This window comes from Okibacterium endophyticum (assembly GCF_054780075.1).
The window spans coordinates 1-16878 of record NZ_BAAGXA010000002.1 but is presented as its reverse complement, the minus strand read 5'-3'; the positions used below and the strand labels follow the sequence as shown (position 1 = coordinate 16878).

Below are 16878 nucleotides of genomic sequence, written 5' to 3'. Positions count from 1 at the left end.
CCGCGGGAGCGATGAGCGCGAAGAATGAGCGCGAAGAAGCAGGGGGACATCGAGCCACGCCCCGCGAAGAACTGGCGCTTGCTGAAAAGCAGAAGGTATGGTGGCACGGATTCACTGACAACGATCCCACAGAACACACAGACCCTACCCGCAGAAGACCACAACGGAGCGTACAGATGCCAGACACCTTGTCCATTGCCCTCCTGGGCTGCTGGCACGTCCACGCCGAGGAATACGCCCGGGCCGCGCTCGAACATACACATACCAGCCTCACCACCGTGTGGGACGACGACCCGGGCCGCGGTTCGTCGGTGGCCGAGAAGCTCGGCGTGCGGTTCACCGAGAGCCTCGACGACGTGCTCGCCGACCCCGGGATCATGGCGGTCGTGGTGACAACGGCCACAACACGGCACACAGACATCATCACGGCGGCCGTCAGGGCCGGCAAACACGTCTTCAGCGAGAAGCTGCTCGCGCCGACCGTCGAGGAGTGCGAGGCGCTTATCGCCGAAGCCGCCGAACACCACGTGTCGATTGTGGTCTCGCTGCCGAAGCTGACCGAGGCCGCAACGGTCACCGCGAGGCAGATCGTCGGTGACGGCCTGCTCGGCGAACTCACCTATGGGCGTGTGCGCATGGCTCACGACGGCTGGATCAACGACTGGCTGCCCGAGCGCTTCGCGGTGAGGGCGGATGCCGTCGGCGGCGCACTCTCTGACCTTGGGTGTCATCCGGCCTCTCTCACGCAGCTCTTCTTCGGTGACCGCCCGGTGTCTGTCAGTGCCGAATACGGATCGTTCTCGGGGCGCGAGGTCGAAGACAACGCGGTCGTCACGGCGAGGTATGCGAACGGTGCGATCGGCGTCTTCGAGGCGAGCTTCGTGACGACGCCCGGTGCATTCGCATTCGAGCTGCGTGGCACAGAGGGAAGCCTGCTCTATGGCTTCGGCTCAGAGCGGATGCTGGTGAAAGGCGCCCGTTTCGATTCCGAACGATGGACGGAGGTCGCCCTGCGTGACGCCGAGCAGAGCCCGTTCGCGAGCTGGGTGGGCCACGCGCTCGGCGGCACGAGGGATATCCAGAACCTGCGCGCGGCCACCGAGCTGACCCGCATGGTCGTCGCCGCGAACCGCTCTGCGAGAGATGGAGCACACGTCCAGGTGCGCACGTGACCGGTGCGCCCCTGACGGGCGGCACACGGCCGACGGCATCCACGCGTCCAGAGCGAAAACCGCTGTGATGCACATGAACGACACCCACCACAGCACCCACACCCACCGCAGCACCACACCCAGCACAGCATCCAGGAGGAACACAGCATGCAACCCATCAGGATCGGACTCATCGGAGCGGGCGGAATAGCCGGCGCACACGTCGCCGGGTATAAACGCAACCCCGACTCTGTCGTCTTCGCGGCGGTCGCAGACCCCGTTGCAGCCAACGCCGTCGCTCGCGCGGCAGGGACCGATGCGGCGATCTACCACGACTATCGCGAGATGCTCGATCTCGCAGACATCGACGCCGTCGACATCTGCCTGCCGCACCACCTGCACAAGGATGCCATCGTGGCCGCCGCGCAGGCCGGGAAACACGTGCTCTGCGAGAAGCCGCTCTGCCTCACGGCAGACGAGGCAGCAGAGGTGTCGGCAGCTGTCGAGGCGTCGGGAATCACCGTGATGTGCGCCCATAACCAGTTGTTCCTGCCCGCCGTCGCCAAAGCCAAGCAGCTCATCGACTCGGGTGTGCTCGGCCAGGTGTATGAGGTGCGCACGACGGACAGCTTCTTCAACGATTTCACACCGGAGACGATGGGGTGGAGGGCAGACGCGAAAACGAGCGGAGGCGGGGAGCTCATCGACACGGGGTACCACCCCGCCTATCTGCTGCTGCATCTCGCCGGCGGCGTGCCGACGGAGGCCGCCGCCATGATCAGCACCCACAGGCTCACCTTCATGCAGGGCGAGGACTCGGCGCAGGTGCTTGTCCGCTTCGACAACGGAGTGGTCGGCACCATCTCGACGAGCTGGGCCTATGAGCCGGCCGAGAGCACCGAACGGTTCTCTGTGGTCGGCGAGCTCGGGTCGTTGCGCAGCGACGGCACCACCCTGAGCTACCGGCTCAGGGGCGGTGAATCGGTGGTGCTGGCGTTCGAGCAGGTGCACGAGTTCGCTGCGGAGATCCAGCACTTCGCCAGCAGCCTGCAACGGAGCGAGCGACCGGTCCACACGCAGAAAGAGGGCATCGAGGTGCTCGGCATGATTCTCGCCGCGTATGAATCGGCGGCCACAGGCACCGTCGCACCGGTGATCAGGGCCAGTGAGAGCCGTCGCACCCTCGCGGATGCCGTGCCGGCGGGTGTGCAGGGCGCCGCCGACGAGGTGGTGCCCGTGGGGTGATGGGGTGACCGGGCGGGTTCCTCAGGGCCGGCGCGGGCCGGCCGTGGAGCGCCTGGGGACGAACTGGGAATCAAGCACGACTGTCGTCGGCGGAGCGTGGGGCTCGTCGATGCGTTCGAGCAGCCGATCCATGGCGGTCTCGCCCAGCTTGGCGGCATCCTGAACCACAGCGGTGATGCCGGGACTCACCATGGTCATCCACCTGGCGTCGTCGAACGAGACGACGCTGATGTCGTGCGGAATGCGCAGGCCGAGGTCGTTCGCCGCCCGCCACACGCCCTCTGCGAGCAGGTTGTTGGCCGCGAAGACAGCTGTCGGCGGATCGCGGCGGGCGAGAGCGTTGACGGCGGCATTGCGAGCCGCGTCGACATCCCATCCAGCCGTGACGACGAGTGAGGGATCCGCGGTGATGCCGGCGTCGTCGAGCGATCTCTGATAGCCGGAGAACCGTTCGCTGCCCGTCGTCCAGTTCGTCTCGTCGATGACGAGCGCGATGCGACGGTGCCCGAGCGCGACCAGGTGGTCGGTGACCTGCCGGGCGATCTTCTCGTTGTCGACGACGACTCCGTCGCACTTGCCTGCAGAGAACTGTCTGTCGACCTCGACCACGGGGATGTGGTGCTTCAGCAGATAGGTGGACACGTCTGCAGAGAGGGGCGTCACGATCACCCCGGCGGTCCGCGTTCCGACGAACGCCTCGGCGGCGGCGAGCTCTTCTTCTGCAATGCCCTCGTCGTCGACGAGCATCATGGTGTAGCCCTTGCTCCGTGCACGGCTCGACACACCGGCCGCGAGTTCGGCGTAGAACGGATTGCGAAGGTCTGAGACGATCACGCCGATGGACTGGGTCACCTGCTTGCGCAGGCTGCGGGCCATCGCGTGAGGCACGTAACCGAGCTCGTCAGCCGCCGTGAGCACACGCTGTCTGACTGCCGAGGCGACGTATCCCTCGCCGCTCAGGGCACGCGAGGTCGTCGACTGCGACACGCCCGCGGCACGGGCGACGTCTTTGAGCGTGGCGCGGCGCGGCGGAAGAGAGGGTGAAACGCTCTGGCTCATGTGTCTCCCTCGTAGCCGGGCACGGGCGTCGACGCGGGAACGTACCCACTTTCGAACCCCACCAGACTAGCGCGCATGCGTGTTCAGGGATGACGGACGCGGCACGCCGGGTCTCTGCCCTTGCCCTGGTGGCGATCGCGTCCTATAGTCCAGTATGTGGTAACGATGCCACATCTCAATGACGAGCGACACTTCCCGGGGCGACGACGCACCACCGGTCGGCGACGGGGGCGACGCTCGGTGGAGGGGTGCGATGACGACTGAAGCACGGCGCGAAGCGAAGGCCACACGGGCAGACCGCACGTCACGAAGACGAAAGCCGCACGCGGTCACATACAACAAACGTGAGGCCATAGCCGGGTACCTGTTCATCGCACCGTGGATCGTCGGGTTCCTGGTCTTCACCCTCGGGGCCATGGTGTACAGCCTCGTCATCTCGTTCAGCAACTACAACCTCGCCACCAACACGGCGACGCCCGTCGGCTTCGACAACTACGCACTGTTGTTCGACGATCCCAAGGTGATGCTGGCGCTGAGCAACACACTCGTGTTCGCCCTGATGGCCGTGCCGCTCGAAATCCTCTTCGCGCTCTTTCTGGCGATGCTCCTCAATCGCGTTGGCACGGGCGCCGGGTTCTTCAGGACCGTCTATTACCTGCCGAAGATGACGCCGACCGTCGCGACGGCATCCGTTTTTCTGCTGTTGCTCAACGGCAACAACGGAGCGATCAACGAGGCCCTCGGGTTCTTCGGCATCCAGGGCCCGCAGTGGCTCCTCGACCCCGCCTGGGTGAAGCCGTCGATTGTGCTTATGACGCTCTGGACCGTGAGTGGCACGATGATCATCTTCTTGGCCGCACTGAAGAACGTGCCGCGGGATCTCTATGAGGTCGCGTCGCTCGATGGCGCAGGCCCCGTGAGACAGTTCTTCACGATCACCGTTCCGATGATCTCGAGCGCGATCTTCTTCAACGTGATCGTTCTCACGATCGCGGCGATCCAGATCTTCGACCAGGCATACCTGCTGTTCTGGCGGGATCAGTCGAACGCATCGCCTGAGTCGTCGCTCTTCTACGCGGTCTACCTGTTCCAGCAGGCGTTCAGGCAGTTCAACTTCGGCTTCGCTGCGGCGATGGCGTGGTTGCTCTTCGTCATCATCATGATTATCACGTTCATCCAGATGAAGTTCGCCAATCGTTTCGTCTATTACGAAGGGAGCAGGGACTGATGTCGGTCGGTGAATCCTCTGCGGCAGCAACAGGCCTCAAGGCGCAGGTGATCGGTGAACAGCTCATCACCGGCTCGCCGGGCAGACCAGGGCGCTCCGACCGCTGGTACAAGCCGAAGAGCATCATCGGCAAGGTGATCCTGTGGATCGTGCTCGTGGGTTTCTCCCTGCTGTTCATGTATCCGTTCGCGTGGCTGCTCGCGGCCAGCCTGAAGCCGAGGGGGCAGGTCTTCGACAATGCGCTGATTCCGAAGACCCTCGTTCCAGAGAACTACCTCGAGGTGTGGAATCAGCTGCCGCTCCTCAGCTGGATGTTCAACAGCCTCGCCATCGCGTTGCTCGCCGCAACCGCCGTCGCCGTGTCGAGTTCCGTTGTGGCGTTCGGTTTCGCCTACTTCACGTTTCCGTTGCGCAACCTGCTGTTCGGGCTCGTGCTCGCCACCATGATGCTGCCGGGCGCCGTCACCATGGTGCCGCAGTACCTCATCTGGAAGGAGCTCGGCCTGATCGGCACGTGGGCTCCGTTGTGGGGCATGAACCTGTTCGGCTCGGCGTTCTACATCTTCTTGCAACGTCAGTTCTTCCTCGGCCTGCCGAGAGAGCTCTTCGAGGCGGCCCGCATCGACGGGGCGAGCTATTGGGGGCTCTTCCGTCGTATAGCCATGCCGCTGTCGATCCCCTCGTTCATCATCGTGTTCATCTTCGAGTTCCAGGCGAGCTGGAACAACCTGCAGGCCGCCCTGATCTACCTGAACTCGGGCAGCGTCAGCGACTTCACGGCACCACTCGGCATCTCGTATGCGATGACGAAGTTCAGCCCGACGGCCGGCGGTCACGGCGACTACCAGTACGTGATGGTGGCAGCCCTCCTGGTGACACTGCCCATGCTGATCATCTTCGCCTTCGGCCAGCGCTACTTCATCGAGGGGATCGCGACCCAGGGCCGCAAGGGGTGAGCCGCCGACACCCCGGCCTCGGGTGCAGTTCCGGCGGCGCCGAGGGGGACCCGCTGCGGGTGCGCTCTATTCGGGCCGTTTGCCGAGCGGATGCCGCCGCCGGTGTGTGGCGCACCGGTTCGGGCGAGCTCTGCCTGATGTGTGCGCGGTTGCCCGACGGTTCAGGGCTGCGCAACAGTCGACGGACGTCTCGGCGGGCTCGACCACCGGGTTCGAGCAACGAGAGAGCGGGCGGCCCTGAGGGGCCACCCGCTCACGTGCGAGCAGCAGAATGACTGAAGCTGCTCTGTCTCTGTCTCTGTCTCTGTCTCTGTCTCTGTGCTCTGTTACTGTCCGGCCACGGCGCTGTCATAGGCGCGCATCGCCGCTGCCTGCGCGTCTGCCAGTGCCTCTTCGCTCGACTTGTCGCCGAGCAGCGCAGACGAGATCGCGTTGTTCAGCTCGCCCTCGATGGCCTGTCCGGCCGGGGACGACCCGAACGAGACACCCTCACCGACGACGTCGTAGTACGTCGCGATCGCCTCGTCGAAGCCGGTGTTGCCGCTCTCGGTGACGTACTCGGCCCGAATGGCCTCGTCCGCCTCCGGCGAGCCGGTGAAGAGACCTGTGTTGATCGCCCCGGGAGTGCTCTCGATCGTCTCGGCCCTCGCTGCGCCAGCTTCCATCCACGCGTCGTACGAGGTGAGGTTCAACGCCCAGGCGCACGCGGCATCCGGGTTCTCAGCCCCCGCAGGAATCACGAACGAGGTGCCGCTGGCGACCGCGAACGGCTCACCGTCGCTGTTCTTGAACGGCACGGCGCTGATCTGAACCTGGTCGACGTACGGGGTGAGCACGTTGACGTACCACTGGGCGTTCACCTGCGCACCCACCTGGTCTGCCACGAACTGGTTGTTGTCGCCGAAGGTGTCGAAGGTGTCTGTGAAGCTCTTGACCTTCGCGTAGCCTCCCTGGGCATCCGTGATCTGCTTGAGCAGGTCGAGGGCGGCGGTGTTGCGCTCGTCGTCAAGAGTCGGCGCGCCGTCGTCGTCGATCAGCTGGCCGCCGAGCCCGAGCACCCAGAGTCCCCCCTGCCCCGTGGCGACCGGATCGAGCCCGAGCACACTGGGATTTCCGCCGTTCTCCTGGTACATCTTGCCGATCGCCTCGATCAGCACGTCTGGCTTCGAGGTGTCGATCTGGTCTGCCGTCACCCCTGCGGCATCCATCACACGCTTGTTGAGCATGATCGCCGGTGGCTGGTAGAACTGCGGCACCGCCCAGATCTGGTCCTCATACGTGATGTCGTCGACGACCGATTCGTAATAGAGGTCCGCCGGATCTGCGTCGTGCGCCGAGTAGCACTCGTCGAGGGGCAAGATGAGCCCCTGTGCGGCATAGGTTGTGACGAACCTGCGGTCCATCTGAACGACGTCTGGCACGTTGCCGCTTGCCACACGCGTGGTGAACTTCTGCGCGTCGAAACCGGTCTGGTCGATCTCGATCTCGACGTCGGACAGCTGTTGGGCCGCATAGTCGAGTCTCGACGTGCCGACCTCGTCTGCGTTGTCGAACCCCCAGGCGTTGAGGGTGCCCGATGGGGTGTCTGTGTATGAAACGTCTGCGTTGTCTGCGCCACCTCCGCCACAGGCGGTGAGCGCGGCCACGGATGCCGTCGCGGCAATCGCGAGGAGCGCCTTCTGCCTCTTCTTCATCTGTCAATCCCTTTCGAAGACGATGGTCGCGGCATCGTTGCCGGCGACCAGGAAAGCCGGAGACCCGAAAAAACTGGAATCCTTTCCACATTGCACGGTAACCCAGCCCAACACACGAAAACAAGGGCATACGGCCCACCGGACCGTGTTCCGTGTCCGAACCGTTATTGAGTCTTGTGATGAGAATGGAGCAGTCGCTAGGCTCAATGTGGCAACGATGCCATATGGAACGAGGAACCCATGCCGCGCATTCGACACCTCCTGCTTCTCGGCCACACCCACCACGATGTCGGGTACACCAACAGCCCCCGCATCATCGACCGTATGCACGAACGCCTGGTTTCAGAAGTGCTCGACCTCTGCGATCGCGATGATGGACACCAAGGGGCCACGAGCGCGCCGGGGGATGCCGCTGTCTTCCGCTGGACCTTCGAGGTCGCGCGCCCGGTGATCAATTTCGTCACCCACTCCGCGCCAGAAGACGTCGAACGGCTGCGGCGGCGAGTGGCCGAGGGTCGGATCTCGGTGACCGGCGGGTATCTCAACATGACGCAACTGCCGTCTGAATCGGAGTTCGACGGATCGTACGACGCACTTCGTGTGCTCAGCGATGCCGGCATCTCGGTCTCGACAGAGCAGCACGGTGACGTCAATGGCATCGCCTGGGGTGCTGTTCCCGGCATGCAGCGTGCGGGCATCCGTCGTCTGGTGATGGCCCTCAATCCCGACCACGGTCGCGCCCCGTTCCCCCAGCCGACCGGGTTCTGGTGGCAGGGTCAGGACGGCAGCCGTCTGTTCACCTGGTTGTCCACCCACTACGGATACGGCGAGGAGTGGGGCATCGTCGACGGCGACGTCACAGCCGCCGAACGCAACATCGCTGCGTTCGTCGAGCAGCTCGAGGCCCGAGACGACTATCCGTACGACACTGCTCTCGTGCACGCGGGCAACGACAACCGCTGGCCGACGGCCGCGTTCCTGGACGTGGTCGACCACTGGAACGCGCGGCATCCGGACGTGCGGATGCGCACCACCACGATCGACGCGGCGCTCGACCTGCTGCAGGAGCAGGCAGAGGCCGCTGACATCCCCGTTGTGAGCGGTGAGTGGTCGGACTGGTGGTCGCATGGACACGGCTCGACGGCGCGCGAGGTGGCCGTCTATCGTGAGGCGCGAAGCTTCGCCCGCGCCGCACAGTCCGGCTTCGCTCTGACCGCCCTGCGCGGCGACGGCGATCCGGCGCTCGCAACGGTGCTCGGCTATCGCCGTGGCCCGGCGCGCCTGCGTTCCGACGCCGAGGTCGTCGCCGATCTCGCACGGGTCGACGAGCAGCTCCTGCTCTTCGGTGAACACACCTGGGGCTCGTGGGAAACCTATTCGAAGCCGCACTCGACGTTCAGCCACTCGCACTGGAACGCCAAGGCCGGTTTCGCCTACAACGCGTTCGATCACGCTCGCGACCTCGCGATCGAGGGAATCTTCCGGCTGGTCGCGAGCGGGAACGCGAGCGATGGCAGCGGGAGTGATGGCAGCGACACGGGCGACCGCGACGACGATCGGCGCGACGGGGTTCTCGTCGCCAACCTCAGCGAGCGCGAACGGACCGAGCCCGTGTCTGTCGAGATCGACGGCGCCCGCCGCGCCCGCATGCTCGTGACCGCTCCCGCCTTCGGCACCGCATTCGCCGAGGTTCCGCCGCCACCGGTATCAGCCGGCCCCGGCCGTGAGATCAGCACAGAGCGCTATCGGGTCACCGTCGACCCCCTGCGCGGGGGTGTTGTGTCGATCATCGACAGCTCGAGCGGCCGCGAGCTGGTCGACAGGCAGCGGACACACGGTCTCGGCGCCGTCGTGACCGAGGCCGTCGAACCGGGCAGTGAGCATCCGATGGTCACACGGAACCCCAAGGACTTTCACCCGGACCACCTCGGTCCGGTCTTCGAACACCACATCGCCGTCGACAGGGCGGAGCCGGCCATCGAGCAGACGGATGCCGGTGTGCAGATCAGTTGGACCGGTCACTATCCAGAATCCGGGCACGGGCACGGTGGCGTCAACACAGGCATCGCCGTTCACTCGACGCTTGTTCTCTATCACGACAGCGACCTGATCGATCTCGACGTGCACATCGACAAGCCAGAGGTCTTCGGGCCCGAGAGCATCTTCGTGGCGTTTCCCTTCGCGGCGACGGACCCCGAGTTCCTGCTCGAGACGGCAGGGGCGGTGTATGCGGCAGGCACAGAGCAGATCCAGGACACGAGCAAGGACTGGTACTCGATCCAGCACGCGGCGGCCGTGAACAGTGCGGACGGCGGCATCCTCTGGGGAAGCTTCGACGCGCCGCTTGTGCAGGTGGGCGGGTTTCACACCGGAAAGTGGGCTCGTGAGCTCGAGGTGAGCGGTGGTCAGATCAACAGCTGGGTCGCCAACAACCTGCACTTCACCAATTTTCAGGCCCGTCAGCAGATCAGCCGCACCTTTCGCTACCGGTTCGCCCCACAACGAGCCGGCGTGACCAGGCAGCAGGTCAGGCGGTTCGGGCGCGACCTGGCTGAACCCCTGCAGGCGCGCCAATACAACGGCCCGGTTCGGCTCGACGGCTCCAGCGGGTTGAGCATCGACCAGCAGGGTGACGTCATCGCCGAACTCCGCCCCTTGGGCGATGGCGGCGTAAGGGTCAGGCTGAGGAATGTCGGACCATCGCACCAGACCGTGCGCGTGCGGTGGAACGACGGCGCTATCTCTGACGAGGTGCCCATCGAGAGTGAGGGAGGGGGCGACGTCGTGATCGAGGGATACACAACGCGTGACCTGATCGTGCGTCGAACACACGGATGACCGACAACAGTCAGGCGGGCGGTGGGAAGAGCCCGGCCGACGACGGCGCCGGGCTCACGTCGATGCCGATCGGCGGCAGCGTGGAGCGCCCGCCCGTGCACTCCATCCCCCGGTTTCTGCTGTGGCAGGCCGCCCGCCAGCCCAAGACCCTGATTCTCGGTGTCGTCTTCGGCGTCGTCTGGATGCTGTGCCAGGCCGTCTGGCCCTATCTGCTCGGGCGAGCGATCGATGAGGGGATCGACGGCGGTGTGGCCGTCGTCTGGATGTGGTGTCTCGCGCTGTTCGGCGTGGCGGTCGTTCAGGCGGTGTCCGGCATGTTCCGGCACCGTATGGCGGTGTCGAACTGGCTGCGTTCGTCTCTCGGCGTCTCGAGAGTGATCGGCCATCATTCAGCGGACACCGGGCACGCGATCACCGCGACAACGGCGTCCGGGGAGATCGTGGCGACGGTGTCGTCTGACGCGCTGCGCCTCGGGCAGATGTACGACGTCGTCGGCCGGCTGGTAGGTGGCATCATCGCCTATCTGGTGGTCTCTGCGATCATGCTCGTCAGCTCGGTTCCATTGGGGCTCACCGTGCTCATCGGCGTGCCCGCGCTCGGCCTGGTGCTCGCCGGATTGATCAGGCCCTTGCAGAAGCGGCAGGCCGACTGGCGTCACCAGACCGGTCTGCTCACGACCCTCGGTGCCGACACGGTGGCCGGGCTTCGGGTTCTGCGCGGCATCGGCGGCGAAGACGAGTTCGTTGCCCGATACGCGTCACGCTCGCAGAAGGTGCGCAAAGCCGGCGTCCGAGTGGCGAAACTGCAGTCGTGGCTCGACGGTCTCCAGGTGTTCCTGCCCGGGCTCTTTCTGGCGTTCATCGTGTGGTTCGGTGCGAGGCTGGTGCTGGACGGCTCGATCACGGCCGGCGAACTCGTCGCGTTCTACGGCTATGCGGTGTTCCTCACCATCCCCATCGGCACGGGTGTTGAAGCCGCACAGGTCTTCACGCGCGGGGTGGTCGCCGCCAGGCGGATCCTCGACGTGCTGAAGATCCAACCGGCCGCCCAAGACATCCAGCAGACCGAGAAGGCTCCCCCTACGGGTGCCGAGATCGTCGACGTCGCCTCTGGGCTCGTGGTGAGGCCCGGCCGCTTCACGGCGATCGTCGACAGCGATCCAGATGCGGCGGCCGCGGTGGCGACGGGGCTCGGGCGCTTCGACGACACAGCACACCGCGAAGCTCCGGTGCTCTGGGGCGGAATCCCCCACACGCAGGTGCCGGTCGCAGACATCCGCAAGCGGATCGTGGTGAGCGACGCGTCGCCTCATCTCTTCGGCGGAAGCCTCATCGAGGGCCTCGACGTGCTGAGCGTGAGGGAGCCACAGCGAGAGTCGACGCACACCGGGCGAATCAGGCGCGTGAGCTCTGCGCTGTCGGCCGCGGCCGCGACAGAGACCGTCGACGCGCTGCCAGAGGGGCTGAAAGAGGACATCCCAGAGCGCGGACGCTCGTTCTCCGGCGGTCAGCGGCAGCGGTTGAGCCTGGCACGCGCCCTCATCACAGACGCCGAGGTGCTTGTGCTCATCGAGCCGACAAGCGCTGTCGACGCACACACAGAGGCGCTGATCGCCCGACGGTTGCGCAAGGCGAGGGCCGGGCGCACAACGGTTGTGGTCTCGGCCAGCCCGCTTCTTCTCGAGCACATGGACGACGTGCAGGTGATGCGAACCGGTCGTGTCGTCGGGCACGGCACGCACTCCGAGCTGCTGCGCAGGGATGACGGGGTCGGCGATCTCTATCGCTCGGTCGTCGCACGAACGACGAGCACAGCAGAACCGGTGGAGCCAGCCGATCTGGATGCCGCGGCGACCGGATCGATCGACGCTCTGTGGACAGAGGCGGTCGAGACCGGCGCGATCGTCGTGCAGCCCGCTGCGACGCAGGCCGGCCCCGTGCAGCCTGGCGATTCCGTCACCGACGAACAAGGGGATCAGGATGCTCCTGCCGATCGCTAGTACCGCCGCTGTCAGGGCGACCGCGCTCCGCCTGATCGCCCAGCACAGGCGCTCGCTTGCTGTTGTGCTCGTTCTGCACACCGCGGCCGCGCTGTTCGGCCTGGTCGGTCCGTGGCTGATCGGTCGCATCATCGACGCTCTCGACTCGGGCGACGCCACCATGCTCACCATTCACCTGATGGCGCTGATCCTCGTCGGCGCTGTCACCCTGCAGGCCCTCGTCCTGCGATTCGCCCAGCGTCAGGCGATGATCCTGGGTGAAGACGTGTTCGCGGCGCTCAGGGAGGAGTTCATGCGGACAGTGGGCCGGCTTCCCCTCTCGACCGTCGAGCGAGCGGGAACAGGCGACCTTCTCGCCCGCACGACGAACGACATCGAGAGTGTGCAGGCGACAGTGCGGTTCGGCGTGCCACGCATTCTCGTGGCAGGCGTCACTGCACTGTTGACCGTGGTCGCGGCGTTCATCACCAATGCGGCGGTGGCGCCGGCCCTGTTCATCGGTGTGCCGCTGCTCATCGTCACGACGCGCTGGTATCTCAAGCGCTCGGGCCCCGGATACCAGCGGCAGCTCGCGTCGTATGCCCGCCTCGCCGGCACGATCAGCGAGACCGTCGAGGGGGCGAGAACGATCGAGGCACTGAGCCTCGCCCAGACACAGCGGGCCAAGATCGACCGTGCACTTCTCGAGAGGCGAAACTCAGAGCGATACACCCTCGGCTTGCGCAGTGTCTGGTTTCCCTCGACAGACATGTCGTTCCTGCTCCCTGTTGTTGCCATCGTCGCATGGGGGGCGTACCTTGCCTCGACGGGGGCGGCCACCATCGGCGCCGTCACGACCATCGCGCTCTATGCCATGCAGCTGGTGGGGCCGATCGGCGAGCTGATTCGCTGGATGGACGAGATCCAGGTCGGCACAACCGCCCTGTCGAGGATCATCGGTGTGGCCGACGTTCCCCCGGACCGCGAACCGGGAGACGGAAAACCTGCTGGCGAGAAACTCGTCGCGCGCGATGTGCGATTCTCCTACCGGCGGGGCATCGAGGTGCTGCACGGCATCACCCTCGACCTCGACATCGGCGAGCGCCTCGCGATCGTCGGGCCGTCGGGGTCGGGCAAGTCGACGCTCGGGCGCCTGCTCGCCGGCATCAACGGGCCGACGGACGGTTCGGTGACCGTGGGCGGAGTGCCTCTGACCGAGCTGCCCCTCGAAGAGCTCAGAAGCCATGTCGCCCTGGTCACACAGGAGCACCATGTGTTCGTCGGGACCATCGCAGACAACCTGCGACTGGCATCCCCCGGCGCAGACACGGCGGCGCTCGAGAGCGCGCTCGACGTGGTGGATGCCCTTGGCTGGGTTCGCTCGATGCCCTCCGGCGTCAAGACGAAGGTCGGGTCGGGAGGTGTGGTGCTCACTCCGGCGCAGGCGCAGCAGGTGGCTTTGGCCAGGCTGGTGCTGCTCGACCCGCACACCCTCATCCTTGATGAGGCGACATCGTTGCTCGACCCGAACGCTGCCCGCGAACTCGAGAGCGCGATGAGTCGTGTGCTCGAGGGCCGAACCGTTGTCGCGATCGCCCACCGTCTGCACACGGCGCACGATGCCGACCGGGTGGCTGTTGTGCAGAACGGGCGCATTGCCGAGATCGGTCCGCATGATGCGCTTGTGGCTGCGGGCGGTGAATACTCGGCTCTCTGGACCTCGTGGCATCACGAGGGCAGCGGGCATTCCTGAGGAGATGTCTGCTCGACCACTTCGCGCGGGATTGCCCACAGCGCCGACTCCCGCGCGAACGACTGCCCCGGCGAGGTCGCACCGGCGAACGCGCGAGGAGGCACGCCAGTGCCGTTCTCGCTCAGCAGGAACGCGCCAGGATGATGCGAACATGTTGGCCCGCAATGCTTACGGGATAGACGGTCGTGACCTTCCAACCGGGGTGCGCCGACAGTGCTCTGTGCTGTGCCTCGTTCAACAGCACGACGAGCAGTCCGTCAGATCGCAACACTCTGCGCCACTCGGTCAGGAGCCCGGTGAGATCGACTGCCTGTCGGCGCACTCCCCAGGGCGGATTCGTCACGATGCGGTCGACGCTCCCCGAAGGGAGGCCCAGGTCTCCCGCGTCTCCGACGTACCACTGGACGGGCAAGCCAACGCTGTTCTCCGCGGCGATCGCGATGGCTTCCGGCTCGATGTCACCACCGATATAGGTGGCCGCGGAGTTCAGCCCGTACGCTTCCACCACGACCGTGCCGGCTCCGCAGCATGGGTCGAGTACTGTGCAGCTGTTCTCGATTCTCGCCAGACGTCCCATTGCTGCGGCGACCGGCGGATGGATGCTCCCGAGCACGGTGCACCGGCGCCACGGCCGCCGGTGAAGGGGAGTGGCAAACGGTCGAACACCGACGCGCATCATCCTCCCGTCCAGTGTGACCCGCCACTGCTGTGATCCGCGCGGCGGCGTTACATCGCCGCGTCTCGAGAAGTATTCGCCGGCACCGTGGTGCGAGAGGTGATTGCCGACGGCATCCTCTATGTCGAAGCGGGAGTAGTTGCGTCGCCCTGTGAATGACGCCGACACCGCCAGCGTTCGCGTCGCGAGTTGGTGGGCGGGGTGCACCGTCGGGGTGGCCAAGGTCTCAACGGCTCGGGCGAGGGAGGCCTGGTGACCGCCTGGATCGGGAACACCGGCTGTTTCGATGAAGAGATCGTCTGCCAACTGCGGAGGGTCGGTCAGGATCGATTCGTCGGCGGGGCAGACAACGAGTTGGCGTTTTGACAGCTCATCCACGGAGTGGCCCGACTCCGCGAGTTCAGACGCGAGGAGCCGTTCCAGGCCTGTTGTTGTTCTCACAACGATTCTTGTGCTGGGTGTGAGCGGTTGGAAGGCGGGCACAGCAATACTGCGCGAAGTGGGCATAACAAGTTCTTCCGGTCAGCGTTCGGGAGCTGCCGGGTAGCCGCTCCCGCATCGCTAGCCGCGGGCAATGTGCCTCAGTGGGGTGGCTAGCGGAGCGCTAGCCGAGCGAGAAGAACGTTGTTGTCATGGCTCCACGGTATCGCGTCGCTGGTCTGCTGGTGCTGGTGCTGGTGCTGGTGTGTTGGTGTGTTGATGTGCCGAGGCCGTTCAGGCGGTTAAGGAGGTGACACCGCGCACGATCGAGGTGATCCGATCTGAGCCGCCGTGGGTGTGGCCGTCATTTCGCTCTCGGCTCGCACCGGGGTCGGGCCACGGATGCTTGGAGGCCCACAGGTTGCGGCATAGGCTGTTCGGATGTCTGCGGAAGTCCCGTTCACGAGTGGTCGTCTCGCTGTTGATCACCTGAACGAGATCTATTGGGAACGCTGGGGAAACCCCGAAGGGAAGCCGGCAGTGTTTCTTCACGGTGGCCCCGGCTCTGGGATCGGCACCCATCACCGCACCTACTTCAACCCGGCGGAATACATGGTGGTCTCATTGGACCAACGTGGATGTGGGCGCAGCCGGCCCCTCGCGAGCGACGATCCGACACGTCTCCACACCAACACCACCCAGGCGATCATTCGCGATCTCGAAGCGCTGCGCGAGCATCTGGGAGTTGAGGGGTGGCTGATCGTCGGCCTCTCATGGGGGGCGACGCTCGCTCTGGCGTATGCCGAGGCGCATGCTGACCGGGTGACCGAGCTTGTGCTCGGCGCGGTGACGACGACCAGTCAGTCCGAAGTCGAGTGGATCACGCAGGACCTGCGCCGACTGTTCCCCCGCGAGTGGGAGGCGTTCGCGCTGGCCTCTGGTGCGCGCGAAGGTGAGCGGCTTCTCGATGCCTATTACAAGAGGATCACCGATCCAGACGTCACGGTTCGTGAGGCTGCCGCTCGAGCCTGGTGCGACTGGGAAGACGTTCACGTTTCTCTCGATCCGTGTCGTAGACCCGATCCGCGTTTCGAGGATCCTCAGATGCGGTTGCTGCTGGCGACCCTGGTGATCCATTACTGGAAACACGCCGCATTCATCGATCCGCCCGGCATACTCGGAGCCGTGGATCGCATCATGCACATTCCTGCCGCACTCATACACGGTCGCTTGGATGTCAGCTCGACCCTCTCGGTTCCCTGGGAACTTCACAAGGCCTGGCCCGCCAGCAAACTGATCGTTGTGGAGGACGAAGGGCACCACGGCACCGCGATGTTCACCGCGGTGAAGGATGCTGTCGCTGACTTTTCGAGACCGACCAGCACATCTGTTGGCCAGACCCCGCCCGGTGGTTGAGCAGGCCCTCTCCCTCCGATGGTCGAGCCTGTCGAGACCTCCCGCGGGTCAATCCCACTTCGGTGGTCGAGTCGAGACCGTCGTGTGTCAAAGTCGCTGTCGATGAGGGGGTTCGACATGGTCCGGTGTCGCTGCGCTCGGTCGGGTCTGCTCAACCACTGGTGCATCGGTGGTCGAGCGTGTCGAGGCCTCCTACCGGTCGAGCGCACCCTCGGTGGTCGAGCTTGTCGGCACCTCCCGCTGCGCCGGGGTTTTATCGGTGGAGGTAGTGTTTGCGGTTGAGCCAGGCTGGCCCGACCATCCGGGGTTTCCCGTGTGTGAAGTGGATGTTCCATTGGTTGGTGCTGAGGAGTTGGTGGTCTCGGTAGCAGACCATGACTCCGTTGCTGACGGCTGTGGTGCCGTTTTGGGACCATTCGAGGACGTGGTGTGCTTCGAGTAGGTGTGCGGGGATGTTGCAGCC

Annotated in this window: 12 protein-coding genes; 8 read left to right on the top strand and 4 right to left on the bottom strand. The window is 65.3% G+C overall.

What is annotated here, in order from left to right; translation table 11 throughout:
• Positions 1-176 precede the first annotated feature (176 nt).
• Entirely contained in the window at positions 177-1172 is a 996-nt protein-coding gene (locus tag ACYVF5_RS00375; protein ID WP_460942160.1) for a Gfo/Idh/MocA family protein, read from the top strand.
• 147 nt (positions 1173-1319) lie between these two features.
• Entirely contained in the window at positions 1320-2396 is a 1077-nt protein-coding gene (locus ACYVF5_RS00370; RefSeq protein ID WP_460942158.1) for a Gfo/Idh/MocA family protein, read from the top strand.
• A 21-nt stretch (positions 2397-2417) separates the two neighbouring features.
• Here the strand turns inward: ACYVF5_RS00370 and ACYVF5_RS00365 are convergent, their stop codons facing one another.
• Entirely contained in the window at positions 2418-3455 is a 1038-nt protein-coding gene (locus ACYVF5_RS00365; protein WP_460942156.1) for a LacI family DNA-binding transcriptional regulator, read from the bottom strand.
• Positions 3456-3708: 253 nt separating this feature from the next.
• Here ACYVF5_RS00365 and ACYVF5_RS00360 point away from each other — a divergent pair, with 253 nt between their 5' ends.
• Together ACYVF5_RS00360 and ACYVF5_RS00355 are read left to right on the top strand one after the other, a co-directional pair.
• On the top strand, positions 3709-4683 hold the full coding sequence (locus tag ACYVF5_RS00360) for a carbohydrate ABC transporter permease (RefSeq protein ID WP_460942154.1): 975 nt from the start codon (positions 3709-3711) through the stop codon (positions 4681-4683).
• Entirely contained in the window at positions 4683-5639 is a 957-nt protein-coding gene (locus tag ACYVF5_RS00355; protein ID WP_460942152.1) for a carbohydrate ABC transporter permease, read from the top strand. Before ACYVF5_RS00360 ends, ACYVF5_RS00355 begins: the two co-directional genes overlap by 1 nt.
• A gap of 326 nt (positions 5640-5965) precedes the next feature.
• Here the strand turns inward: ACYVF5_RS00355 and ACYVF5_RS00350 are convergent, their stop codons facing one another.
• Positions 5966-7333 carry an ABC transporter substrate-binding protein gene (locus ACYVF5_RS00350; protein WP_460942150.1) on the bottom strand — a complete coding sequence of 456 codons (1368 nt, stop codon included), beginning with the start codon at positions 7331-7333 and terminating at the stop codon, positions 5966-5968.
• 240 nt (positions 7334-7573) lie between these two features.
• Between ACYVF5_RS00350 and ACYVF5_RS00345 the strand changes: the two genes are divergently transcribed.
• From ACYVF5_RS00345 to ACYVF5_RS00335, 3 genes are read left to right on the top strand one after another with little or no spacing between them, the layout of a single operon-like run.
• Positions 7574-10171, top strand: coding sequence for a glycoside hydrolase family 38 N-terminal domain-containing protein (locus tag ACYVF5_RS00345; protein ID WP_460942148.1), 2598 nt, complete (start codon positions 7574-7576; stop codon positions 10169-10171).
• Entirely contained in the window at positions 10168-12171 is a 2004-nt protein-coding gene (locus tag ACYVF5_RS00340) for an ABC transporter ATP-binding protein (RefSeq protein ID WP_460942146.1), read from the top strand. Before ACYVF5_RS00345 ends, ACYVF5_RS00340 begins: the two co-directional genes overlap by 4 nt.
• Entirely contained in the window at positions 12152-13903 is a 1752-nt protein-coding gene (locus ACYVF5_RS00335; RefSeq protein ID WP_460942144.1) for an ABC transporter ATP-binding protein, read from the top strand. The genes ACYVF5_RS00340 and ACYVF5_RS00335 overlap by 20 nt, the downstream gene beginning before the upstream one ends.
• A 121-nt stretch (positions 13904-14024) precedes the next feature.
• Here ACYVF5_RS00335 and ACYVF5_RS00330 read toward each other — a convergent pair whose 3' ends face one another.
• Entirely contained in the window at positions 14025-15020 is a 996-nt protein-coding gene (locus ACYVF5_RS00330) for a TRM11 family SAM-dependent methyltransferase (RefSeq protein ID WP_460942142.1), read from the bottom strand.
• Positions 15021-15440: 420 nt separating this feature from the next.
• Here ACYVF5_RS00330 and pip point away from each other — a divergent pair, with 420 nt between their 5' ends.
• On the top strand, positions 15441-16415 hold the full coding sequence (pip, locus tag ACYVF5_RS00325; protein WP_460942140.1) for a prolyl aminopeptidase: 975 nt from the start codon (positions 15441-15443) through the stop codon (positions 16413-16415).
• Positions 16416-16668: 253 nt separating this feature from the next.
• On the opposite strand, the gene ACYVF5_RS00320 is transcribed toward pip, so the two are convergent.
• On the bottom strand, positions 16669-16869 hold the full coding sequence (locus ACYVF5_RS00320) for an HNH endonuclease (RefSeq protein ID WP_460942924.1): 201 nt from the start codon (positions 16867-16869) through the stop codon (positions 16669-16671).
• Between the last annotated feature and the right edge of the window lie 9 nt (positions 16870-16878).